21 protein-coding genes are annotated in these 21,567 nt (G+C 65.2%); 12 read left to right on the forward strand and 9 right to left on the reverse strand.

Annotated elements, in window-relative coordinates; genetic code table 11:
• Positions 1-138 precede the first annotated feature (138 nt).
• Complete coding sequence (locus AU465_RS24505) at positions 139-456, forward strand: ArsR/SmtB family transcription factor (RefSeq protein ID WP_192254059.1); 318 nt, start codon at positions 139-141, stop codon at positions 454-456.
• The gene (locus tag AU465_RS24510) at positions 453-938 is read left to right on the forward strand and encodes an SRPBCC family protein (protein WP_192254062.1); all 486 of its coding nucleotides are present in this window, start codon (positions 453-455) and stop codon (positions 936-938) included. The genes AU465_RS24505 and AU465_RS24510 overlap by 4 nt, the downstream gene beginning before the upstream one ends.
• A gap of 291 nt (positions 939-1,229) precedes the next feature.
• Here the strand turns inward: AU465_RS24510 and AU465_RS24515 are convergent, their stop codons facing one another.
• Entirely contained in the window at positions 1,230-2,825 is a 1,596-nt protein-coding gene (locus AU465_RS24515; protein ID WP_192254064.1) for an aminotransferase-like domain-containing protein, read from the reverse strand.
• Positions 2,826-3,385: 560 nt separating this feature from the next.
• On the opposite strand from AU465_RS24515, the gene iolE reads away from it, so the two are divergent.
• The 7 genes from iolE to AU465_RS24550 all read left to right on the forward strand — a co-directional run bounded on the left by iolE (position 3,386) and on the right by AU465_RS24550 (position 10,485).
• Complete coding sequence (gene iolE, locus AU465_RS24520; protein ID WP_192254066.1) at positions 3,386-4,297, forward strand: myo-inosose-2 dehydratase; 912 nt, start codon at positions 3,386-3,388, stop codon at positions 4,295-4,297.
• A gap of 27 nt (positions 4,298-4,324) precedes the next feature.
• Entirely contained in the window at positions 4,325-5,422 is a 1,098-nt protein-coding gene (locus AU465_RS24525; RefSeq protein ID WP_192254068.1) for an ABC transporter ATP-binding protein, read from the forward strand.
• Positions 5,419-6,732 carry an extracellular solute-binding protein gene (locus AU465_RS24530; protein ID WP_192254070.1) on the forward strand — a complete coding sequence of 438 codons (1,314 nt, stop codon included), beginning with the start codon at positions 5,419-5,421 and terminating at the stop codon, positions 6,730-6,732. The genes AU465_RS24525 and AU465_RS24530 overlap by 4 nt, the downstream gene beginning before the upstream one ends.
• The gene (locus AU465_RS24535) at positions 6,732-7,637 is read left to right on the forward strand and encodes a carbohydrate ABC transporter permease (RefSeq protein WP_192254072.1); all 906 of its coding nucleotides are present in this window, start codon (positions 6,732-6,734) and stop codon (positions 7,635-7,637) included. Before AU465_RS24530 ends, AU465_RS24535 begins: the two co-directional genes overlap by 1 nt.
• Positions 7,634-8,452, forward strand: a complete 819-nt coding sequence (locus AU465_RS24540) for a carbohydrate ABC transporter permease (RefSeq protein ID WP_192254074.1) — start codon at positions 7,634-7,636, stop codon at positions 8,450-8,452. The genes AU465_RS24535 and AU465_RS24540 overlap by 4 nt, the downstream gene beginning before the upstream one ends.
• A 65-nt stretch (positions 8,453-8,517) precedes the next feature.
• Complete coding sequence (gene iolG / locus AU465_RS24545) at positions 8,518-9,510, forward strand: inositol 2-dehydrogenase (protein ID WP_192254076.1); 993 nt, start codon at positions 8,518-8,520, stop codon at positions 9,508-9,510.
• Between the two features lie 36 nt (positions 9,511-9,546).
• Entirely contained in the window at positions 9,547-10,485 is a 939-nt protein-coding gene (locus AU465_RS24550) for a sugar phosphate isomerase/epimerase family protein (RefSeq protein WP_192254078.1), read from the forward strand.
• Between the two features lie 135 nt (positions 10,486-10,620).
• Here AU465_RS24550 and AU465_RS24555 read toward each other — a convergent pair whose 3' ends face one another.
• From AU465_RS24555 to AU465_RS24565, 4 genes are all read right to left on the reverse strand, one after another.
• Complete coding sequence (locus AU465_RS24555) at positions 10,621-11,421, reverse strand: class I SAM-dependent methyltransferase (protein WP_192254080.1); 801 nt, start codon at positions 11,419-11,421, stop codon at positions 10,621-10,623.
• A gap of 183 nt (positions 11,422-11,604) precedes the next feature.
• Positions 11,605-12,231, reverse strand: a complete 627-nt coding sequence (locus AU465_RS37210) for an NAD(P)H-dependent flavin oxidoreductase (RefSeq protein WP_312891308.1) — start codon at positions 12,229-12,231, stop codon at positions 11,605-11,607.
• Between the two features lie 14 nt (positions 12,232-12,245).
• A complete protein-coding gene (locus AU465_RS37215) occupies positions 12,246-12,683 on the reverse strand; it encodes an NAD(P)H-dependent flavin oxidoreductase (RefSeq protein ID WP_281396879.1) in 438 nt (145 codons plus the stop codon).
• A gap of 65 nt (positions 12,684-12,748) precedes the next feature.
• A complete protein-coding gene (locus AU465_RS24565; RefSeq protein ID WP_192254082.1) occupies positions 12,749-13,864 on the reverse strand; it encodes a LacI family DNA-binding transcriptional regulator in 1,116 nt (371 codons plus the stop codon).
• 603 nt (positions 13,865-14,467) lie between these two features.
• On the opposite strand from AU465_RS24565, the gene AU465_RS24570 reads away from it, so the two are divergent.
• From AU465_RS24570 to AU465_RS24580, 3 genes are all read left to right on the forward strand, one after another.
• Positions 14,468-15,430, forward strand: coding sequence for a sugar-binding protein (locus AU465_RS24570; RefSeq protein ID WP_192254084.1), 963 nt, complete (start codon positions 14,468-14,470; stop codon positions 15,428-15,430).
• A gap of 106 nt (positions 15,431-15,536) precedes the next feature.
• Entirely contained in the window at positions 15,537-17,108 is a 1,572-nt protein-coding gene (locus AU465_RS24575; RefSeq protein ID WP_192254086.1) for a sugar ABC transporter ATP-binding protein, read from the forward strand.
• Positions 17,105-18,100 carry an ABC transporter permease gene (locus AU465_RS24580; RefSeq protein WP_192254088.1) on the forward strand — a complete coding sequence of 332 codons (996 nt, stop codon included), beginning with the start codon at positions 17,105-17,107 and terminating at the stop codon, positions 18,098-18,100. Before AU465_RS24575 ends, AU465_RS24580 begins: the two co-directional genes overlap by 4 nt.
• A 2-nt stretch (positions 18,101-18,102) precedes the next feature.
• Here the strand turns inward: AU465_RS24580 and phnN are convergent, their stop codons facing one another.
• From phnN to iolB, 4 genes are all read right to left on the reverse strand, one after another.
• Positions 18,103-18,729, reverse strand: a complete 627-nt coding sequence (phnN, locus tag AU465_RS24585) for a phosphonate metabolism protein/1,5-bisphosphokinase (PRPP-forming) PhnN (protein ID WP_192254090.1) — start codon at positions 18,727-18,729, stop codon at positions 18,103-18,105.
• Positions 18,726-19,865 (reverse strand): alpha-D-ribose 1-methylphosphonate 5-triphosphate diphosphatase, encoded by a 1,140-nt coding sequence (locus tag AU465_RS24590; RefSeq protein WP_192254092.1) that lies wholly within the window; start codon positions 19,863-19,865, stop codon positions 18,726-18,728. Before AU465_RS24590 ends, phnN begins: the two co-directional genes overlap by 4 nt.
• Before the next feature lie 31 nt (positions 19,866-19,896).
• Positions 19,897-20,604: a DUF1045 domain-containing protein gene (locus AU465_RS24595; RefSeq protein ID WP_192254094.1), complete on the reverse strand. Its 708-nt coding sequence runs from the start codon at positions 20,602-20,604 to the stop codon at positions 19,897-19,899.
• Between the two features lie 147 nt (positions 20,605-20,751).
• A complete protein-coding gene (iolB, locus tag AU465_RS24600; RefSeq protein WP_192254096.1) occupies positions 20,752-21,564 on the reverse strand; it encodes a 5-deoxy-glucuronate isomerase in 813 nt (270 codons plus the stop codon).
• Positions 21,565-21,567 lie beyond the last annotated feature (3 nt).

The raw sequence follows: 21,567 nt of genomic DNA on the forward strand, positions 1-21,567 counted from the left end.
GTGTAACCCATCTATCCGGAATGAACTGTCACCCATCTCTCGGGAAGGGCAAATTTTTTCTAGCTCTCTGACCGGGACGCGGCTGCCGCCCTCGCTCCACCGCTTGACTCCATCATCAGTCCAGACTAATCATAAGTCATGACTGTTGATAGCGCACAACTCGCGGCCCTGGGCGACACCACCCGCAGGCAGATTTTCGAGCTGATCGCGGAGCGGCCGAGTTCGGTGGTGGAGATCACGCGGCAGGTCGCCGTGTCGCAGTCGGCGGTGTCGCAGCATCTGAAGGTGCTCAGGGATTCGCGGCTGGTGCGCGCGGAGCCGAAGGGCGCCAGCAACGTCTACCACATCGACCCGCACGGGCTTGGCCAGATGCGCGCCTGGCTCGACCGGTTCTGGAGCAAGACGCTCGCGGCCTACAAGCTGGCCGTCGAGACCCCACCAGAGGAGTCATCATGAACACCCGAGTCCCCATTGCGTCCGTGAAAAAATCCGTCGTGGTCGAGGCGCCGATCGAGCGCGCCTTCAAGGTTTTCACTGAAGGCTTCGGCAGCTTCAAACCGGCCGAGCACAATCTGCTGCCGGTCAAGATCGCCGAGACGGTGTTCGAGCCGCGGGTCGGCGGCCATGTTTATGACCGTGGCGTCGACGGCAGCGAGTGCCGCTGGGCCCGCGTGCTGGCCTATGAGCCGCCCAACCGCGTGCTGCTCAGCTGGGATATCAGCCCGCAATGGCGGATCGAGACTGATCCGGCCAAGACCAGCGAATGGGAAGTGCGGTTCATCGCCGAAACCACGGAGCGCACCCGCGTCGAGCTTGAGCACCGCAATCTCGAGCGCCACGGCCAGGGCTGGGAAAGCGTGCGCGACGGCGTCGACGGCGATCAGGGCTGGCCGCTCTATCTGGAGCGCTATGCCGAGGTGGTGGCGCGGCAGGCGTGAGGCAGCCTGGCGATCGAGGGAGCTTGGGCTTGCACGGTCGAGTTCCTTCGCGCCCCCCTCTGTCCTGCCGGACATCTCCCTCGCTTGGGGGGAGATTGGCAGCTTCGGCGCCGGCTCTCCGTTTGCAACGTTGGAGATTGGCGAAAACATCCGAGCGCGTGATCTCCCCCCAAGTGGGGGAGATGCCCGGTAGGGCAGAGGGGGGCGCTGTCCCGCCGACGATCGACGATTGGGTCTCTTTCCACCCAAAGCAGCGGCCGGAGAGGGGGTGGCGCTGCCGTAGGCGATCGCTCACCCCAGCGTCTCGCGTATCGCCGCCGCCAGCCGCTCCACGCCTTCCCGCGTCTGCGCCGCATCACAGGCCGCGTAGCCCAGCACCAGCCCCTGCGTCGCCGCCGTGTTCTGGAAATATTTCGACAGCGGCGAAACGTTGATGGCCCTCTTCGCGGCGGCTTGGCTGACCTTGATGTCGTCGATGCCCTCCTTGAGATACCCCACCACCTGGATGCCGGCTTCGGCTGGGGAGAGCGTGATCTCGTCGCGCAGGCGTTCGGTCACGATCTCGCGGAAAAGCTGGCGGCGCTGGGCGTAGATGCGGCGCATGCGCTTCAGGTGACGGTTCATGTGGCCTTCGGTGATGAAGTCGGCGAGCGCTGCCTGCAGCAGCAGCGGCGCGAACTGGCCGGTGGTGGAGAGCGCGTTGACGATGCGGCCCGCAAGCTCGATGGGCAGCACCATGAAGCCGATGCGCAGCGCCGGGAACAATAGCTTGGCGAAGGTGCCGACATAGATGACGCGGCCGGAGCGGTCCATGCTCTGGATCGCCGGCACCGGCCGGCCTTGAAACCGGTATTCGCCGTCGAAATCGTCCTCGATCACCCAGCTGTTAGCGGTCTCGGCGATGTCGAGCAGGCGCAGCCGCTCCTCCATGCGCATGGTGATGCCGAGCGGATGCTGGCAGGCCGGCGTCACATAGATGAGGCGGGGCGAAAAGTCCGGCGCGTCTAGACCGTGATGGCGTTTCGTTGAATCGCCATCACGGTCTAACTCTTTGTTGGAGCATGATCTTTCTCCGAAAACCGGTTCCCACTTTTTGCTTTCGCTGACCTTCGGTTCGGGATCATGCTCTAAGCGCCAACCGCGCTCCTGGTCGACCGGGATGGGCAGGATCAGGGCGCCGGCCACGGTGAAGGCGGCCTTGGCGCCGTAATAGCCGGGCTCCTCCATCCACACCGTGTCGCCGGGATCGAGCAGCAGGCGGGCGAGAAGATCGAAGGCGGCCTGCGCGCCGGTGGTGATCACGATCTGCTCCGGCCGGCAGCGCACGCCGCGCGCGGAGAACAAATAGCCGGCGATCGCCTCCTTCAGCGCTGGGTGGCCGGTGACGTCATAGGTGCCGAACAGGGTTTCGCCGCCATGGCTGGCGCGGCGCGCGACCAGCCGGCCCCAGACGCCGAAGGGAAAGCTCGTCGCATCCGGCATGCCGGGGTGGAAGGCAACTTGCCCCGGCCTGCCGTGGTGGCAGGGCTGGCTAAGCAACGCCTCGCCGCGCCGGGAGGGCGCGCGCAGCGGCACGGGCGGCACTTCCGCCGGCGCCTCGCGCGGGCCATCGGGCAGGTCGACGATCACCGGGCGGGCGCCCTGGCGGTTGGCGAGGTAGCCTTCGGTGACGAGCTGGTCGTAGGCCGAGACGATGGTGTTGCGGCCAAGGCCGAGCTCGGCGGCTAAAGCCCGCGTCGAAGGCAGCTCCGAGCCCGGCGCCAGCGCGCGGTTGCGGATGATGGCGACGAGGCCATGGTAGAGCTGGCGCGACAGATGCTCGCCGCTCGCCCGGTTCACCGCCAGCATGTCGAGCGGGAAGGCCTGGGGTTTGGGGTGGAGTCGCATGTTTCTACCTCAATCGCATGTCGAGCACGCTCGCCTTCCAGGTCGAGTTCTTTCGCGCCCCCCTCTGTCCTGCCGGACATCTCCCCCTCAAGGGGGGAGATTGGCAGCTCAGGCGCCTCGCTCCTCCTTGCAATGTTTGCGATTGGCGAACCAGGCGCCTCGCTCCTCCTTGCAATGTTTGCGATTGGCGAAAGCCGGCGCGACGTCCGATCTCCCCCCTTGAGGGGGAGATGTCCGGCAGGGCAGAGGGGGGTGCCTCGCGCCGACGATCAATGTTTTCCAGATTTCCATCTCGTCCCCCATCCTGCCACAGCCGCCGGCGGACACAACTGGTTCCTTCATTTTCCGCAAAACTGGCCCTCGCGATGGAGACAGAGCGGCGTAGACTTGCCCGTATGACGTTGGGGGTAAGACGTCGAGGCAAGACATGTTTAGGCAAGGCCTGGGAGGGCGTCTCGCCAAACGAAAACGGCAGGGCTTTGCATCGCCCGCCCCGAAGCCATTTCCCTCCCGAAAGCGAACACCCTGCAGCCTTTTCGGCCGCGGGCGGAAAGCGAGCAATGACGACAGTCCGACTTGGCATCAACCCGATCACCTGGACCAACGACGACGTGCCGGAGCTCGGCGGCGACACGCCGCTCGAGACCTGCCTCAGCGAAACCGCGGACGCGGGCTATGCCGGCACCGAGCTTGGCGGCAAGTTTCCGCGCGAGGCTCGCACGCTCGGCCCGATCCTCGACCATTACGGGCTGGCGCTGGTCTCCGGCTGGTATGACGGCCGCATCTGCGAGCGGGAGGTGAACGAAGAGTTCGAGGCGATCCGCCCGCATCTGACGCTGCTGCTCGACCTCGGCGCCAGACATGTCGTCTATGCCGACACCTCGCGCGGCCGCCATGGCGCCATCCACGATCCAATCTCGCAGCGGCCGAAGCTCTCGGCCGATGAGTGGAAGCCCTACGGCGAAAAGATCACGCGGCTGGCCGAACGTTTTGCAGACTTCGGCGTCGGCATGGCCTTCCATCATCATATGGGCACCATCGTCGAGACCGACGAAGAGATCGACAGGCTTATGAAGACCACCGGCGAGGCGGTCGGGCTGCTCTACGACACCGGCCACTCAGCCTTCTCCGGCGGCGACCCGGAAAAGCTGCTGCGCCGGCATGTCGGCCGCGTCGTCCATGTCCATTGCAAGGATGTGCGACCGGCGGTGCTGAAGAAGGCACGTGACAACGACATGAGCTTCATGGGCGCGGTGATGGAAGGCATCTTCACCGTGCCCGGCGACGGCGCGATCGACTATGCGACGCTGCTGAAAGTGCTGGCGGACCACGGCTATGCCGGTTGGCTGGTGGTGGAGGCCGAGCAGGATCCGGCCAAGGCCCATCCGCTGACCTACGCGACGATGGGCTATCGCAACCTGCGCGACCTCGCCCGAAAGGCCGGGTTCACGGTCGACGAGCGGAAGGGCTGAAGGCAGAATGGGGCGCCGGGGAAGGCGATGAGTTCGGTCCTGTACAGAAGCGTGGTCAAGAATTTCGGCGCGCTCAACGTGCTGCGATCGCTCGACCTCGCTGTGCCGGACCACAGGTTCCTCGCGCTCCTCGGCCCGTCGGGCTGCGGCAAGACGACGGCGCTGCGCATCCTGGCCGGGCTCGACATGCCGACCGCCGGCAAGGTCTTCATCGGCGAGCGCGACGTCACCCGGCTGCAGCCGCGCGACCGCGACATCGCCATGGTCTTCCAGAGCTACGCGCTCTATCCGCAGATGACGGTCGCCGAAAACATCGGCTATCCGCTTTGGATCCGCGGCACGCCGCAGGCCGGGCGAAAGGCCAAGATCGGCGAGGTCGCCGCCATCCTCGAAATCGGCCATCTGCTCGATCGCCGGCCGCGGCAGCTCTCTGGGGGCCAGCGCCAGCGCGTGGCGCTGGCCCGCGCCATCGTGCGCGACCCGGCGGCCTTCCTCATGGACGAGCCGCTGTCCAATCTCGACGCGCGGCTGCGGCTCACCATGCGCGGCGAGATCAAGCGGCTCTGCCAGCGCCTCGGCGCCACAACCATCTACGTCACCCACGACCAGGTCGAGGCCTTGACGATGGCGGACCTCGTCGCCGTCATGCATGGCGGCGAGCTGCAGCAGATGGCGCCGCCTATCGACATCTACGACCGTCCGGCAAACCGCTTCGTGGCCACCTTCGTCGGCAACCCGCCGATGAACATCCTGCCGGTCACGCTCTCCGAGCAAGGCGTGATGGCTGGCGGAAAGATCGTGGCGCTGGAGCGGACGCGGCTCACCGCATGCCGCCTGGCCGAGATCGTCGAGATCGGGTTGCGCCCGGAAGACTGCAGCGTCGCCCAACCCGGCGAACCGGGCGCGCTGCCCGGTGAGATCTATGTCGTCGAGCCGATGGGCAACGAGACGGTGGTCAATGTCCGCCTCGAAGGCGGCAACGTCTCGGTACGGGCCGGCCGCGATTTCAGGGGCGCGGTCGGCGAAAGCATCGGCGTCGCCTTCGACCCGGCGAACGCCTGTTTCTTCAATTCGGCCGGCTCCACCGCCGTCCACAGGGTCCACTGCAATGGGAGAGAGAAATGATGCATTCCAGCAGACTTACTCGCCGCTCCGTCATCAAGGGCGGGCTCGGCCTGGCTTTGGCCACCACGGCCCTCACCACGCTCGGCCTGCCGATGCCGGCACGGGCAGCCGGCAAGAAGGTCATCATCGGCGCCTTCGCCGATGGCGGTCTGACGCCGTTCAAGCAGAAGATCATCCCGCAGGCCAAGGAAGCCGGCTTCGACATCGAGTTCCTCGAGGACGAATACGGTGTCACGCTCGAAAAATGGTTCGCCGACGCCCAGAGCGGCGCCGGCCAGTATGACCTCTATCTGCTCGACGATCCCTGGGTGCCGCAGTTCGGCGCCGCCAACGTGCTCGAGGATCTCGGCGCCGGCGGCATCGACGGCTCCGACAAGGACTGGATCGGCTCGATGATCGACATGGGTTACTGGCCGCCGCAGAAGGGGCCGCGCGTCAAGGGCTTCGAAAGCGCCAAGCCGACACTGATCTGCGTGCCTTTCGTCGGCGACCTGCAGACGCTTACCTACCGCAACGACGTCTTCACCGGCGGCGCGCCGAAGACCTGGGACGAGGTGATCGCCAAGGGCAAGGAAGGCGTCGCGGCCGGCAAGATCAAATATCCGGTCGTCTTCCGCGGCGTTTCGGGCAATCCGATCGTCACCAGTTGGTATCCGATCTTCCTGTCGTTCGGCGGCTCCTTCTTCGACGACAAGTGGAACCCGATCTTCAATTCGGCGGAAGGCAAAGCATCGGCCGATTTCTTCGTCGGAACGATGAAGCAGAACGCGCCGAGCGGCGTGGTCGAGTTCGACTCCGACCAGGAGGGCGCCGCGATCCTCGGCGGCGATGCCGGCGCCATCATCCAGTATTCCGGCAACGCATTGAAGGCCGACGATCCCGCCCAGACCAAGGTGGCCGGCAAGCTCGATTTCGGCGTCGTGCCGAAGCAGCAGTCGGCGATCGCCCAGATGGGCATCTTTATCGCCGGCGTGCCGAAATCGGCGCCCAACAAGGCGAACGCGATCGAGTTCCTGAGGTGGTACGTCAGCGCCGAAACGCAGGCGAAGCTTGCGGAAGCGGGCTCGATCCCGGTCAAGCGCACCGCCTTCGGCGTCGCCAAGCCGGGCAACAGGCTGATCCCGGTCGCCCTGCAGCAGCTCGACGCCGGCGCGCTGCCGAGGCCCCGCACGCCGGACTGGGCGAAGGTCGAGGAACTGCTCGGCATCGAGCTCAACAAGGCGCTGCAGGCCGGTTCCGGCGGCGGTGCCGCGTTGGACAACGCCGCCAAGCAGGTCAAGGACTACCTGACCACGGCCGGTTACTACTGATGCGCGGCGCAACGCAGGCACGCAAATATCGCCTGCAGGGGGCGGGGCTCGACCTCGCCCTGCCATATCTCATGCTGGCGCCGGGCCTGATGATCGTGCTCGGCGTGCTGGTCTATCCGCTCTGGGACGGACTCAGGGCCACCACCAGGGCCTACCGCTACGGCTCGCCGATCTCCGATGTCGGCCTGCAGAACTATGTGCGTCTGTGGAGCGACGCACAGTTCCTGAATTCGCTCTGGGTCACCGTGAAGTTCGTCGCGCTGTCGGTGTCGATCGAAGCGGTGCTAGGCTTTGCGCTGGCCTTGTTCTGTCTGCGGGAGTTTCAGGGCATCCGCCTGCTCAGGACCGTGCTGATCATTCCGATGGTGGTCACGCCGGTCGTCGTCGCCATCGTCTTCAGGCTGATCTACGCCAGCGACGCCGGCATGCTGACGGCGCTCTCCGAGGCCATGGGCGGCGGCGCGGTGCAGATCCTCGGCAACCCCGTCAACGCCTTCATCGGCCTCGTCGTTCTCGACGTCTGGGAATGGACGCCGCTGATGTTCCTGATATTGCTCGCCGGGCTGCAGTCGCTGCCGCACGAGCCGTTCGAGGCGGCGCGCGTCGACGGCGCCGGCGCCTGGCGGGTGTTTGCCGACCTCACCTTCCCGATGATGCGGCCGGTGCTTGCAGTCGCCATCGTGCTCAGGACCATCGACGCCTTCGGCACCTTCGACCAGGTCTTCGTGCTGACGCGCGGCGGGCCGGGCGAGGCGACCAGGCTGGTTTCGATCTACGGCTATGACACCGCCTTCAAGTTCCAGCAGACCGGCTATGCGGCGGCGCTGTTCGTGACCATCGGCCTCGTCGTGCTGGCGCTCGCCTTCAGCGCCATCCGGCTGTTGCGAAGGGTCGATGCGTCATGAACACCCGTCTGGCACGCATCCTGACGACGATCTTCGTGCTGGCCGTGGTGCTTTTGCCGATCTACTGGCTGGTCTCGACCTCGCTCAAGTCCAACCGCGAGATCACGCAGGAAGGCACGCTCTACCCGCACGTGCCGACGCTCGACAATTACGTCAGGCTGTTCACCGAAAAGCAGTTCGGCTCCTATCTCACCAACTCGTTGGTGGTGACCTTTTTCTCCGTCGCGATCGCGCTGGTGGCCGGCGCCATGGGCGCCTACGCGATCGTCCGCTTCCGCCTGCCTTTCGCGATGGAGAGCAAGGTCGGCCTGTTCCTTCTGACGCTGCGCATCATCCCGCCGGTCGTCATCCTGATCCCGGTCTACCTGCTGATGCTCAGTCTCGGCCTGCTCGACACCTGGCTCGGACTGATCGCCACCTACACGGCCTTCAACGTCACCTTCTGCGTCTGGATGATGGAAAGCTTCTTCCGCGAAATCCCCGTCGATCTCGAGGAGGCCGCGATGGTCGACGGCGATTCGCGATTCGGCGCCTTCCGCCGCATCACACTGCCGCTCGCGGCGCCCGGGCTCGCGGCAACCGCCATCTTCGCGGTGCTGGTCACCTTCAACGAGTTCCTCTTCGCGCTGGCGCTGACGGCGACGCCGCGCGCCATGACCATGCCGCGCGGCACCGCGACGCTGATCGGCCGCATCGATACCGACTGGGCCTCGATGGCGGCAGCCGGTGTCATCGGCGCGCTGCCGATCGTCTTCTTCGCGCTCTTGGTGCAGCGCCATCTGGTGCGCGGTCTCACCATGGGCGCGGTGAAATGAATGCCGCTCAGGCAACATGAACCGGCCGTTCCGCGAACGCGCGACCTGACAGGAAAGTCGAACGCATGATGGATGTTTGTCTGTTCGGAGTGGGGCTGATCGGCCGTGTGCACGCGGGCAATCTCGCGCGTCATCCAAGGGTGCGGCTGCGCTACATCGTCGACCCCAGTCGCGAAGCGGCCGCCAAGGTCGCTGCCGTTACCGGCGCTGAGATCGCCGAGACCGAGGCCGTGATGAACGATCCGTCGGTGAAGATGGTGTTCATCGCTTCGGCGACGCGCACGCATGCCGAGCTCGCCATGGCCGCCGCGGCGCACGGCAAGGCGATCTTCTGCGAGAAACCGATCGATCTCGACCTCAAGCGCACGGACGAGTGCCTGGCCGCGGTCGAGAAAGCGGGCGTGCCGTTCCAGATCGGCTTCAACCGCCGCTTCGATCCGAGCTTCCGGGCGCTGAAGGAGCGCCTTGCCGCCGGCGAGATCGGCGCCGTCGAGCAGGTCATCATCACCAGCCGCGACCCCGAACCCGAAACCGAGGAAGCTCTGGCCGGGGGCGGGGGCGTCTTTCGCGAGATGACCATCCACGACTTCGACATGGCGCGCAATCTGCTCGGCGAGGAGCCGACCGAGCTCTTTGCAACCGGATCCTCGCTGGTGGCGCCGCAATACAAGAAGCTCGGCGACTACGACACGGCGATGTTCATCTTGCGCACCGCGTCCGGCCGCCAGTGCCACATCAACAACAGCGTCAGGGCCGCCTATGGCTACGACCAGCGCATCGAGGTGCATGGCGCGGACGGCATGCTGCAGGCCGGCAACCGGCTGCCGACATCGGTCGAGATGTCCGGCGCCGGAGGCATATCGCGCGACAAGCCCTACTACTTCTTCGTCGAACGCTACGCAGAATCCTACGCCGCCGAGATCGACCACTTCATCACGTGCGTGGAGACGGGCCGCAAGCCCGACGTGACCGCGAGCGACGGTCGCAAGGCGATGATCCTTTGCGATGCAGCGCTTGCTTCCGCCAAGTCAGGCAGGTTCGAGCCCGTCGGGCTCTGACTGAACGGTTTCCATTGAGGACCAGGAGCCTTCCCCATGAAGATTGGCATGATCACCGACAGCCTGGGCAACCTTTCCTTTGACGAGATGCTGCGTGCCTCGGTCGAGCTTGGCCTGGAGACGCTGGAGTTCGCCTGCGGCAACTGGTCGTCGGCGCCGCACATCGATCTGCAGGCGATGCTGGACAGTGCTTCCACGCGCACGGAATTCGCAGCCAAGGTCAGGGATCACGGGCTGACGATCGTAGCGCTCAACTGCTCCGGCAATCCGCTGCATCCAGGGCCGCAAGGCAAGCAGCACCATCAGGTGACCGAGGATACGATCCGGCTTGCGAGCCTGATGGGGATCGATCGCGTGGTGATGATGTCCGGGTTGCCCGGCGGCCCGGGCGATGCCAACCCCAACTGGATCATCACCGACTGGCCGCCCGAATGCGCCGACATCCTGCGCTACCAGTGGGACGATTGCATCATTCCCTACTGGCGCGATCTGGTGAAGTTTTCGAACAATCTCGGCATTAGGAAGCTTTGCCTGGAACTGCACGGCCATCAGGCCGTCTACAATGTCCAGATGTTGTTCAGGCTGCGCGAGGCCGTCGGCGAAACGGTCGGCGCGAACTATGATCCGAGCCATCCGCTCTGGATGGGCGCCGACCCTATTGCCGCCGTGCGCAAGCTTGGCTCGGCAATCTACTATGTCCACGCCAAGGATACGCGCATCGAACCGATACCGGCGGCCATCGACGGTGTGCTCGATGCGCGTCCGCCAGACCACTATGCGGAACGGGCCTGGAACTACATCACGTTGGGCTACGGCCATGGCGAGACCTGGTGGCGGCAGTTCTGCACCGCGCTGAAGCAGGTCGGCTACGACGACGTGCTCTCCATCGAGCACGAGGACATGATGCTGTCGCCGATGGAGGGCATGCGCAAATCCGTGGCGTTGCTGCGCAACGTCGCCATCAATCTGGCTTGAAGGGGGGGATGCAAAGCGCTCGGCGACGGGCCGCCGGGCCGCCCGCGGCTCATCAGGCTACTTGCGCTTATCGGATTCCCAGCTTCCGCAGCGTTCGCGATGCGGTGCGCGCTCAGCTCAGATCGCGCTAAAAAATCAGGGCACAATCCCCCGGCAGGCCCAGGCGACATTGGCGAACGACCTCGGGCCGTCGGAACGGCCGGCCTGATAGGCGTCGCGGACGGCAGCTTCGACGCGCTGCCGCTCGGCCGCGTCGAGCGTGGTCATGTATTTGCCGAGCGGCCCTTCGCCGGCACCGATCGGCGCCCAGTAATCGTTGAAATTCTCATAATCCATCCGGATCATCAGCTCGGTCTCGGTGACGTCGGCCAGCCCTTGTTCGACAAACGTCCGCTTCATCTCGCCGGGCTGCATCATCGGCTGAAAGCAGTAGCGATTGCGCATCTGGCGGCCGCTTTCGCTCAGCGCCGCCACCGTGTCGATCATCATGCGCATGCCCGGCATGCCGCCGAGATGATCCCACACCACGGCCGCGACCACGCCGCCCGGCCGCACCACGCGGCGCATCTCGGCCACCGCCTTGCCGGTGTCCGGCACGAAGTGAAGCACCAGCAGCGCCAGTGCACGGTCGAACATGTCGTCCGCGAAAGGCAGCGCCGTGGCGTCGGCCTGCTGGAAGGTGATGCGCGGATCGGTGTTGCGCTCCTTCGCCGCCTGGACGAAGACCGGCGAGAAGTCGATGGCCTGGATCTCGGCAAGATCGGCGGATTTCACCAGCTCGAAGGTCAGGCTGCCGGTGCCGCAGCCGACGTCGAGGATCTTTTCGCCGCCGGCCACGCCAGCGAAGTCGATGAACTTGGGCGCCAGCCTGCGGCTCCAGCGCCCCATGAGCTGCTCATAGCCGGACGCTTCGTGAACGGTAAAGATCGACGCCATCGGAACCTCCCATTGATGAGCTCAAGCTAAACCTCGACGCAAGCGCTGCATAGGCGCACGCAATCGGCGTCGCCGGCAGTGAGGATACCGCGGCGCGGACCAGCGCTTATGTGGACGACTTCACGGTCGTCACGCGGTCGCAGACATTCCAGCTTAGCGGTGGGTTTTTGCGAACGGATGTCTTCACGCCGATGACGCCGAGAGCGTATCGAATATCCCCTTCGCCTCGGCGACAAGCGCATGCATCAGCTCTCCCGCAGGAAGCTCTCGGTTCAACGCTGCCGCCTGTCCGTAGAGATGAAACGCGAAATCTAACCTTGCATGATCGGCATCGCCGAGCGGAGCGGTTAGAGCGTACATTTGCGGGAAATCCGGAAGGGGCGTCCGGCTCTCCTCCATCTCCAGGGCGTAGCGCGTGCGTTTCGCCCGCGCGGCACGGCCCGAGAAAGCATCGGTGACCATCGTGTCCGTATCCGTCGCGGAGCGGATCAGGGCGCGGCGCGGTGCGTCCGTGCCGGCTTCGTCGCAGGACAGAAAGCCGGTGCCGATCTGCACGCCGCTGGCGCCAAGAGCGAAAGCAGCCGCTATGCCTCGGCCGTCGGCAATGCCTCCCGCGGCAATGATCGGGAGCTTGACGGCGTCGACGATTTGGGGAACCAGCGCCATCGTTCCTACGCCGTCACCCGGACCGCTCGGGACGTGAGAGCCGCGGTGGCCTCCAGCCTCCCATCCCTGGGCAATGACAGCATCGGCTCCACAGTCGGCAAGCTTGCGCGCCTCGGCGACGTTCGTCGCGGTGCTGATGATCACGATCCCAGCCTGCTTCAGCCTGGCGACCTTGGCCCGTCCGGTATACCGAAATGGAAGCTCACGACCGGCGGGCGGATCTCGAGCACCAGGTCAAGCTTTTCGTCGTCGAAACCCGGCCCGATCGGCGGAAGCCTTGCCGGCGGCTCGCCGAGGGAAAGCTCCCTGTAGTATAGCCGCAATCTGTCGATGGCCCGCGCCAATACGGCATCGCTGGTGCTGGGTTTCGGGTAGACGAAGAAATTGAGATTGAACGAACGCTCGGTCGAGACGCGCATCTGGCGTGCAACGTTGCGCAGGCCGTCCGGCAGCATCGACGCGCAGCCGAGCGATCCCAACCCGCCGGCATTGCTCACCGCCGCGGCGAGTTCCGGCGTTGCCGAGCCGGCCATCGGAGCCTGGATGATGGGATGCTCGATCTTCAGCAGATCGCAGAGACGGCGGTTCGGCCACATGAGCGTCTTTCCTGTGTCGAGGAAGGGGCATACGCCCACCCAGCATAGGCCTGCTCAGGGCCCGGTCACCGGAATTGTGCGGGCACGCTCCCCACGCTCTCCCGCTCCACCAGCGGGCATTCCAGCTTGGTAATGGGGTAGCGGCCGTGACCTGGAGTCGGCGGCGTCTCCAGCTGCTCGATCGCCCAGTGGCCCATGGCCAGATGCGGCAGGATCGACGTGGTCAGCGGCGGGAAGAGGTGGCGGGCGATCTCCTCGTCGTCATAGCCGACCACGGAAATGTCCTGCGGGATGTGCAGGCCGGCTTCCTTCAGCGCCTCGTAGCAGCCGATCGCGGTGCGGTCGTTCTGGCAGAAGATCGCGGTCGGGCGGTCCTTCAGGGCAAGCAACTTGACGGTCGCGGCATAGCCGGCGCTGGCCGACCAGTCGCCCTCGACCACCAGCTCCGGATCGAAGGGGATGTCGGCGGTGGCGAGCGCGCGGCGATAGCCTTTCAACCGGTCTTGCGCCGCCTGCATCCAGGGCTCGCCGGTGATGGTGGCGATGCGGCGGTGGCCATGGCTGATCAGATGCCGGGTGGAGCTCTGGCCGCCCGCGATCTCTGAGGGCACCACGGCCGGGAAAGCATAGTCGGCGGTGTAGCAGTTGAGCAGAATGACCGGGATATCGAGACTGTAGAGAAACTCGGGCGCCGTGATCTCGCGGGTGAAGATGGTCATGTAGATCAGCGCCGAGATGCCGCCTCGCGTCAGCGCTGAAATAGCGCGCGGCTCCATCTCGGCATCGCCCATGGTCTGCGCCACCAGGAGAACGTTGCCTGCGTTCCACGAGGCCTGGCGCGCGCCCTCGATGGCGACCACCGCCTCGGGGCTGGTGGCGAGCTGATCTACGGCAAAGCCGATGATGCCATCCAGCCCTTCGAAAGGCATCACCGGCGGGCGCAGGGCGGAGAAGACTGGCGGCGAATAGCCGAGCGCTCTGGCGGCCTCGATCACCCGGTCGCGCGTCTGCTGCGACAGCCTGATGCCCGGCGAATTGTTGAGCACGAAGGAGACCGTCGCCTGCGAGCAGCCGGCCGCGCGCGCGATGTCGGTCATGGTGACACGGCCCTTGGGCTTGGCGGACGGCTTGCGGCGCCTGGACGTTTCCGGAGGATCGCGCAATTCCGTCGGTTCACTCATGGTCGTTTCCCAAACCCTGCCGGCTGTTAAGCAAAGGCCGGCGGCAACGGCAAGATGCTCCGGCGCGGCGTATTTATGGGAATCGCGCCTTGGTTATAACTATTATCATATCCGACACCTTCGGCGCCAGCCACATCCCACCTGTCGACGAAACAAGCTGAAAAAGGTCAGCGAAGCTGACGATCCCGCCAGATTTGGCATGATGACCGCCGCTGCCATTCCTCCCCTGCCAACTAGCGGCTTGTCTCTTCGCACCCCCGTGAAAATGCGCGCCTGGGTGCCATAACTAATACTCTTTACTAATATCGGTAAGCGTTCTACTGTCAACTCGTTCGCAACTTGGCTGGAGCCTTCCGGCCAATAGCGGCAGTGGAGCGAGCGTGCGCCAGACGGAGGGAATGTCGCCGGAAGGGCAGCCTCGTTTTCACGAAAATGTCAGACAAATCGGACTATTTACGAACGCCAAATCTGTGTCTAGTGTCTTGGTCGCGGCTGGATTGGCGCCGTTCTTAAGTTGCCAGACCTTGGGCAAGCCCCTTGAGGAGGAGGGCGTCCAGGCCGCAGCCGAGACATCAGCGATGAGTTTCAAAAGGGAGGTTGAATATGAAATCTGTGATCCGTAACGCATCGGTCGCCGCGGCGGCCCTGTTGCTCGGCCTGTCGGCGAGCGCGATCGCTCGCGCCGACGACAAGCCGACGCTTGCCTTCGTCGTCAACGGCGCGTCCGACTTCTGGAAAGCGGCGGAAGCCGGCGTGAAGAAAGCGCAGGGCGAACTGCCCGACTATACTCTCGAGCTCAAATATCCGGAGCAATCGTCGGTCGCCATCCAGCAGCGGCTGATGGACGATCTGGTGACGGCCGGCGTCAAGGGCATCATGGTGTCCGCCGTCGACCCCAAGACCTCGACCGACGGGCTGAACAAGATCGCATCCGAGACAGCACTGTTCACCACCGACAGCGATGCCCCGCAGACCAAGCGCGTCGCCTATATCGGCTCGTCCAACGTCGACGCCGGCAAGCAGGCGGCCGAGATCGCCAAGAAGGCGATGCCCGACGGCGGCAAGTGCCTCGGCTTCGTCGGCCTGCTCGGCGCCGACAACGCTAAGGAGCGCATCCAGGGCATGAAGGACGGGCTCGCCGGCAGCAAGATCGAGCTGGTCGACGTGCGCGGCGACGACATCGACCAGGCGCGCGCCAAGAAGAATGTCGAGGACGCGCTGGTCGCCAGCCCCGACATCACCTGCATGGTTGGCTTCTACTCCTACAACACGCCGCGCATCTACGAAGCGCTGCGCGACGCCGGCAAGCTCGGCCAGATCACCGTCGTCGGCTTCGACGATGATCCGATCACGCTGGGCGGCGTCAAGGAAGGCACCGTTGCAGCGACCGTCGTGCAGCAGCCGTTCGAATGGGCCTATCAGGGCATGAAGCTGATGGCCTCCTACCTCAAGGGCGACAAGTCGGGCATTCCGGAGAACGGTCTGATCATCGTGCCGACCAAGATCATCGGCAAGGACGACGTCGACGCCTACGCCGCGAACCTGAAGGCGATGGCCGGCAAATAATCGATAAACAGTTGCGCCGGCTCAAGGTCCGCCTTGAGCCGGCGTCCGTATTGACGGGCCTTGGCTAGCCCGTCAGTCTGTAGCCCACCGGCTGCTATCAGGCGTGATGAATTACTCCGAGACATCCTTCGCTCAATCGACGACCGCTCCGTTCCTGAGCCTCGAGGCCGTGCGCAAGACCTATCCCGGCGTCGTGGCGCTGGACGGGTTCTCCATGGAGGTCAGGCCGGGCGAGGTGATCGGCCTGGTCGGCGAAAACGGCGCCGGCAAATCGACCCTGATGAAGATCCTCGGCGGCGTGACGCGACCGGACAGCGGCACGGTCACCGTCGATGGCGTCGCGCACGAGGGGCTGACGGTCGAGGGCAGTATCGGCTCCGGCATTGCCTTCGTGCATCAGGAGCTCAATCTCTTCGAAAACCTCGATGTCGCCGCCAACATCTTCTTCGGCCGCGAGCCGCTGAAGGCCGGGCCGCTGAGGCTGGTCGACCGCGCGAAATTGCGCGAGATGGTGGCCCCACTCTTGAAGCGCGTCGGCGCCAATTTCTCGGCCGACGCGCCGGTCGCATCGCTCTCGCTCGCCCAGCAGCAGATGGTCGAGATCGCCAAGGCGCTGTCGATCAGGGCGCGGCTGGTTATCCTCGACGAGCCGACTTCCAGCCTGCCGATCGCCGAGACCGAAAAGCTCCTCGACGTGATCAAGGGGCTGAAGGCGGAAGGCATCAGCGTCATCTTCATCTCGCACCGCCTGCACGAGGTCGAGCGCGTCGCCGACCGCGTCGTGGTGCTGCGCGACGGCATGCTCGCCGGCACGCTGCCGAAGGACCAGATCAATCACGACCAGATGGTCAAGCTGATGATCGGACGCATGCTGAAGGAGCGCGAGAAGGCCTCGGAAGCGGGGCGCGCGCCGGGGCGCGTCGCGCTCTCGGCGGATGCGGTGCGCACTAGCGCCTATCCCGACCGCCCGGTCGATCTCGAAGTCCGGCGCGGCGAGATCCTCGGCCTTGCCGGGCTGGTGGGCTCGGGGCGCACAGAACTTGCGCGCGTGCTGTTCGGCATCGACGAACGCCTCGGCGGCAGCGTCACGCTGGAGGGCAAGACGCTCAATGTCCGATCCGCCGCCGACGCTGTGGCGAGCGGCATCTTCCTCGTGCCTGAGGACCGCAAGCTCACCGGCATCCTGCTCGACCTCTCGATTGCTGAAAACATTTCGTTGCCCAATTTGCCGGCGCATGCGAAGCGCTCGCTGGTCTCGACCGGCGCCGAGATCGCCACCGCCGAGAAGCAGAAGAAGGACCTCGGCATCAAGGCGCCGTCGGTCCTGACCCGCACCGGCACGCTCTCGGGCGGCAACCAACAGAAGGTGGTTTTGGCCAAATGGCTGGCGATGAACCCCAAGGTGATGATCCTCGACGAACCGACGCGCGGCATCGACATCGGCGCCAAGGCCGAGATCTACGGGCTGATGCGAGCGCTGGCCGACGCCGGCGTCGCGGTGCTGATGATCTCCAGCGACATGGAAGAGGTGATCGGCGTCTCGGACCGTATCGCGGTCATGCATGAGGGGCAGATCTCAGGCATTCTCGACCGGGACGATTTCAGCCAGGAGAACGTGCTTTTGCTGGCGGTGGGCAAGAAGCCGAAGCTGGCGCATGCCGCTGGAGGAGCGCAATGAGCAAGAAAGATCTCGGCCTGCTGGTCCTCATCCTGGTGGTCGGCGCGGTGGTGACGGCAATCAACCCGCGCTTCCTATCGACGATCAATCTCGCCAACACCTCCAACCTGGTCGCGCTATTCGGCATCCTTTCGATCGGCCAAGCCTTCGTCATCATCACCGGCGGCATCGAGCTTTCGGTCGGTTCGCTGGTGGCGCTGCTCGGCACGCTGTTCATCGACTTCATCGCCGTGCGCGAGATGGATTGGCCGCTGGCCTTCGTGCTGATCATCGTGCTCGGCGCCATCATCGGCTTCGTGCATGGCTGGCTGATCACGCGGCTGAAATTGCAGCCTTTCGTGGTGACGCTCTGCGGCCTGTTGATCTATCGCGGCGTAGCGCGCTTCTACACCGCCGACGGCACCGCCGGTTTCGCCTTCGGGCAGAATTTTCCAACGCTCGAATATCTGACTGCGGGTCGCTCCGGCGGCTTGCCAAACAGCTTTATCGCGCTGATCGTGATCGCCATCGTCATGTGGGTGGTGCTGCACCGCTCGGTGTTCGGGCGCTACCTCTACGCCATCGGCAAGAACGAGGAAGCGGCGAAATATTCGGGCATCCGCACCGGGCGCGTGGTGATCGCGGCCTATGTCATCTGCGGCGTGCTGACGGCGCTGTCGGCGATCTATTTCGCCATGTACACACGCTCGATCTCGCCGGCCAGCCACGGCCAGTTCTACGAGCTCTACGCCATCGCCGCGGCGGTGCTCGGCGGCTTCTCGCTGCGCGGCGGCGAGGGTTCGCTTGTGGGCGTCATCCTCGGCACGGTGCTGCTGCAGGAACTGCAGAACCTGGTCAATCTGCTCGGCATCCCTTCATCGCTCAACTTCGCGGTGATGGGCGGGGTGATCCTGATTGGCGTGCTGGTCGACCAGCAATGGGGCGTGTTCCGCGCCCGGCGCCGGATGATAGAGGCCGCGCGCCGGGACGTCGCCGGCGCACCGGCGGAATAGCCTTAGATAAGGTCGGACAGGTCCGAAAACGCCATCGCCTTGCGCAGCACCTCGGCGAAACGCTCGCCGGCGATGTCTTTCGCGCCGCTGTTGTCGATCGAGGTCACGTCCGGTCCGGAAAGCGTCACGCTGGTGCTGCGCGCCAGGCGCGCCAGCACCTCGCCGCGCGATTCACGGCCGCGCGCCGCCAGCCGCTCGGCGAGGATTTCGGGCGCCGCGGTGATCTCGACCACCGTCAGATTGGCATAGCGCTCGCGCAACGCCGGGATGACGGCGCGAGAGACATTGGCCACGGCCACGTGGCCGTTGGCGACTGCCCAGTCGACGTCGGCGGGCAAGCCATAGCGCAGGCCATGCGCGTCCCAGCAGATGGCGAAGGCGCCATCTGCCTCCGCCTCGGCGAAGGCGGCATCGGCCAGCGTGTCGTGGTCCTCGCTGGCGGAGTCGCTCGGCCGGGTGATGACGCGGCGCACGAATTCCAGCCGGCTCTCGTCGGCAAAACGCGCCTTGGCGTAGCCGATCACCGTGTCCTTGCCGGCACCGCTCGGGCCGACGACCGCGACGAAGACGCCGTTGCGGATCGGGAGCGTTTCGGTGAGCTCGCGTTCGATCGACGCCGAAACCATCATGCGACACGCCTCCCCTGGCGCCAGACGGTGCGCACCACCGGCACATGCTCGTCGACGCGCACACGCACGAGATCGGCGCGCCGGTCCGGCTCGACGACGCCGCGGTCGGTGAGGCCGACGGCGTCGGCCGGATTCTTCGACACCATGGCGACCGCCTGCGGCAGCGAGATGCCTTCGACGACATCGCCGAGGAAGAAGGCCGCCTGGATCAGGCTGAAAGGGATGTAGTCGGACGACAGGATGTCGAGCAGGCCGTCGCCGGCGAGCGCCCTGGCCGAGACGTTGCCTGAATGCGAGGAGCCGCGCATGACGTTGGGCGCGCCCATCAGAACGCCGAGGCCGGCCGCCTTCGAGGCCCTTGCCGCCTCCTCGGTGGTCGGGAATTCGGCGACGCGCACGCCCTGCTCCACCGCCTCGTCGACATGGCCGGCCGTCGCATCGTCATGGCTGGCGAGCACGACGCCGCGCTCCTGGCAGGCGGCGGAGATGAAGACGCGGTTCGGGCCGGAATTCCTTGCCGATTCGGCCATCCGCTTCTCGCAGAATTTCTGGAAGTCGCGGTCGGTCAGCTTCAGCTTGCGCTGGTAGTAATAGGCATAGGTCTCGAGATTGACGAACTGGCGCTGTCCAGGCGCATGGTCCATCAGCGAGGCGAGCTTCACCCTGTCGTCGGTCTCGAAATTGGCGAAGGCCTCGAGACAGTCCGGCGCCGAGACCTCACAGCGCAGGTGGATGAAATGGTCGGCCCTGAGCCGATCCTGTCTGACGCTGTCCTCGATCGCGTCGGCTAGCTTGCGAACGTCGTCGGATTTCAGGTCGGCGTCCTCATCCATGCCGACACGCAAGGCATCGAGCACCGTGGTGATGCCGGCGGTCGCGACCTGCGCGTCATGGGCAAGCACGGCGGCGATCGGGTTCCAGCGCACTTTCGGGCGCGGCGCGTAGTGGCCTTCGAGATGGTCGGTGTGCAGCTCGACAAGGCCCGGGATGATGTAATCGCCGCCCATATCCTCGCCGGCGCGCGTGGCGCCCGGCTCAATCGCGGCAATCAGGCCATCGCGCAGCAGCAGCGAGCCCTCAACGATCTCGTCGGGCAGCACGATGCGAGCATTGTTCAGAACGGTCTCGGCGGTCATTTCAGGCGGTCCTTGGTCTCAGGCAATAGCATCAGGCGGTCTTTCTGACCGGGCGGCGGCCAAGTTCATGGTGGGAAAGCGCCATGAAAGGGGCGCCCGGTTCGGTCTCGACGAACAGCGTCAGCGCATCCACCGGCACCGGGTGCTGCAGCACATCCGCGAACAGGCTGTCGATTGCTGCACGAAGACGGGGGCTTTCCTGTGGCCCCACGCGACCGGACAAAGTCATGTGGAAGCGGAACGTTTCAAAAACGTAAGGATAGCCCCACTGGCACAGATTGCGGAATTCCTGCGGCTTCAGCGAGTCGGGGCTGCGTCGCTCGATTTCGGCTTCGGTCAGCGGCGCGCGGAAGCGATCGAAAGCGCGCACCACCTCGCTGGCGAAACTGTTGAGTGGGTCGAACGGGGTTTCCGGCACCAGCGCGAAAAAACCGTCGATCTGGCCGACGACAAGGCGCGGGATGACGACCGACAGCGTCGCCTCGGCGAAATCGTCGAGCGCTTTGCGGAGCGAAGCCTCCGTCTCGTTCGACGCCAGCCGGAAGGGCGCCTTCAGCGTCGCGTGAAACCCGTAGCGCCTGGCCGATGCGGTGTGGAAGGCAACTTCCGCCGCTGACAGATCAGCCACGGCCTCGACCGGCCGCGTCGCCGCGCCGAACGGGTCGCGGCCAAGCCAATTGGCGGCGATGCGCGCCAGCGGCTCGTCCTGCCGTGGGGTGAAATAGATGGCGTAGCGCATGAAACGTCCTCGTCAGACCCCGCCATAGGTGATTTCCATGACGGATTGACGAAGCTTTCATGGGTTTTCGAAGGCAAACAGACCCTGGCGGTCCTTAGCCGACGATTTTTCCGAACTGGACCAACAGGTTGAGCGCTATGAAAAATCTCAGGCCTTCATCAGCCACTCATGCTCGGCCGCGTTGTGGAATTTCCACGTCCGCTTGGGGCCGGCCATGACGTTGAGATAGTAGAGATCATAGCCGTGGCAGGCCGCGCAGGGGTGATAGCCCTTCGGCACCAGCACGACATCGCCGTCCTCGATCGCCATCGCCTCGTCCAGCTCGCGCTCGCCGTTCTTGCCGGCGTCCGTATAGACGCGCTGGAAGGCGAAGCCCTGCGGCGGGTTGAGGCGATGGTAATAGGTCTCCTCGAGATAGGATTCGACGGGGAGATTGTCCTGGTCGTGCTTGTGCGGCGGATAGCTGGAGGTATGGCCGCCAGGCGTGATGACCTCGACCACCAGCAGCGAATCGGCCGGCTTGCCCTCAGGCAGGATATTGGTGACGTAGCGCGTGTTGGTGCCCTTGCCGCGCACCTCCTGGCCGAGATCGTCAGGTGCAATGACGCGGGCGGGCAGGCCGCCGCCAAGGCCCGGCGCCGAGCAGACGGCGAGCTCCAGTTCGGTATCGGCGGTTATCGACCAGTCGGAGCCTTGCGGAACATAGACCGACCAGGGCTTGCCCTCGAAGGGCGACATGCGCTCGCCAAGCAGGCCGAGGTCCCTGCCGCCGGTCGACGCCTTGCCCTTGCCGGTAACGAACACCAGGCAGACCTCGCGGTCGCCAGTTGAGCCGGACGCCGTCTCGCCGGGCTTGAGCCGATGGAGATCGAAGCCGACATAGGTCCAGCCGGCGCTTTTCGGGGTAACGTGAGCGACGCGGCCGTGGCCCTTGTCGGCCTTGACGAGCAGTTTCGACATTGG

This window comes from Mesorhizobium silamurunense, from assembly GCF_014843905.1.
GTDB classification, from domain to species: domain Bacteria; phylum Pseudomonadota; class Alphaproteobacteria; order Rhizobiales; family Rhizobiaceae; genus Mesorhizobium; species Mesorhizobium silamurunense.

Bases quoted from the DNA above. Each gene is read 5' to 3' on its own strand.
- AU465_RS24505 (WP_192254059.1), top strand. From the start codon at position 139: ATGACTGTTGATAGCGCACAACTCGCGGCCCTGGGCGACACCACCCGC.
- AU465_RS24510 (WP_192254062.1), top strand. From the start codon at position 453: ATGAACACCCGAGTCCCCATTGCGTCCGTGAAAAAATCCGTCGTGGTC.
- AU465_RS24515 (WP_192254064.1), bottom strand. From the start codon at position 2,825: ATGCGACTCCACCCCAAACCCCAGGCCTTCCCGCTCGACATGCTGGCG.
- iolE (WP_192254066.1), top strand. From the start codon at position 3,386: ATGACGACAGTCCGACTTGGCATCAACCCGATCACCTGGACCAACGAC.
- AU465_RS24525 (WP_192254068.1), top strand. From the start codon at position 4,325: ATGAGTTCGGTCCTGTACAGAAGCGTGGTCAAGAATTTCGGCGCGCTC.
- AU465_RS24530 (WP_192254070.1), top strand. From the start codon at position 5,419: ATGATGCATTCCAGCAGACTTACTCGCCGCTCCGTCATCAAGGGCGGG.
- AU465_RS24535 (WP_192254072.1), top strand. From the start codon at position 6,732: ATGCGCGGCGCAACGCAGGCACGCAAATATCGCCTGCAGGGGGCGGGG.
- AU465_RS24540 (WP_192254074.1), top strand. From the start codon at position 7,634: ATGAACACCCGTCTGGCACGCATCCTGACGACGATCTTCGTGCTGGCC.
- iolG (WP_192254076.1), top strand. From the start codon at position 8,518: ATGATGGATGTTTGTCTGTTCGGAGTGGGGCTGATCGGCCGTGTGCAC.
- AU465_RS24550 (WP_192254078.1), top strand. From the start codon at position 9,547: ATGAAGATTGGCATGATCACCGACAGCCTGGGCAACCTTTCCTTTGAC.
- AU465_RS24555 (WP_192254080.1), bottom strand. From the start codon at position 11,421: ATGGCGTCGATCTTTACCGTTCACGAAGCGTCCGGCTATGAGCAGCTC.
- AU465_RS37215 (WP_281396879.1), bottom strand. From the start codon at position 12,683: ATGTGGCCGAACCGCCGTCTCTGCGATCTGCTGAAGATCGAGCATCCC.
- AU465_RS24565 (WP_192254082.1), bottom strand. From the start codon at position 13,864: ATGAGTGAACCGACGGAATTGCGCGATCCTCCGGAAACGTCCAGGCGC.
- AU465_RS24570 (WP_192254084.1), top strand. From the start codon at position 14,468: ATGAAATCTGTGATCCGTAACGCATCGGTCGCCGCGGCGGCCCTGTTG.
- AU465_RS24575 (WP_192254086.1), top strand. From the start codon at position 15,537: ATGAATTACTCCGAGACATCCTTCGCTCAATCGACGACCGCTCCGTTC.
- AU465_RS24580 (WP_192254088.1), top strand. From the start codon at position 17,105: ATGAGCAAGAAAGATCTCGGCCTGCTGGTCCTCATCCTGGTGGTCGGC.
- phnN (WP_192254090.1), bottom strand. From the start codon at position 18,729: ATGATGGTTTCGGCGTCGATCGAACGCGAGCTCACCGAAACGCTCCCG.
- AU465_RS24590 (WP_192254092.1), bottom strand. From the start codon at position 19,865: ATGACCGCCGAGACCGTTCTGAACAATGCTCGCATCGTGCTGCCCGAC.
- AU465_RS24595 (WP_192254094.1), bottom strand. From the start codon at position 20,604: ATGCGCTACGCCATCTATTTCACCCCACGGCAGGACGAGCCGCTGGCG.
- iolB (WP_192254096.1), bottom strand. From the start codon at position 21,564: ATGTCGAAACTGCTCGTCAAGGCCGACAAGGGCCACGGCCGCGTCGCT.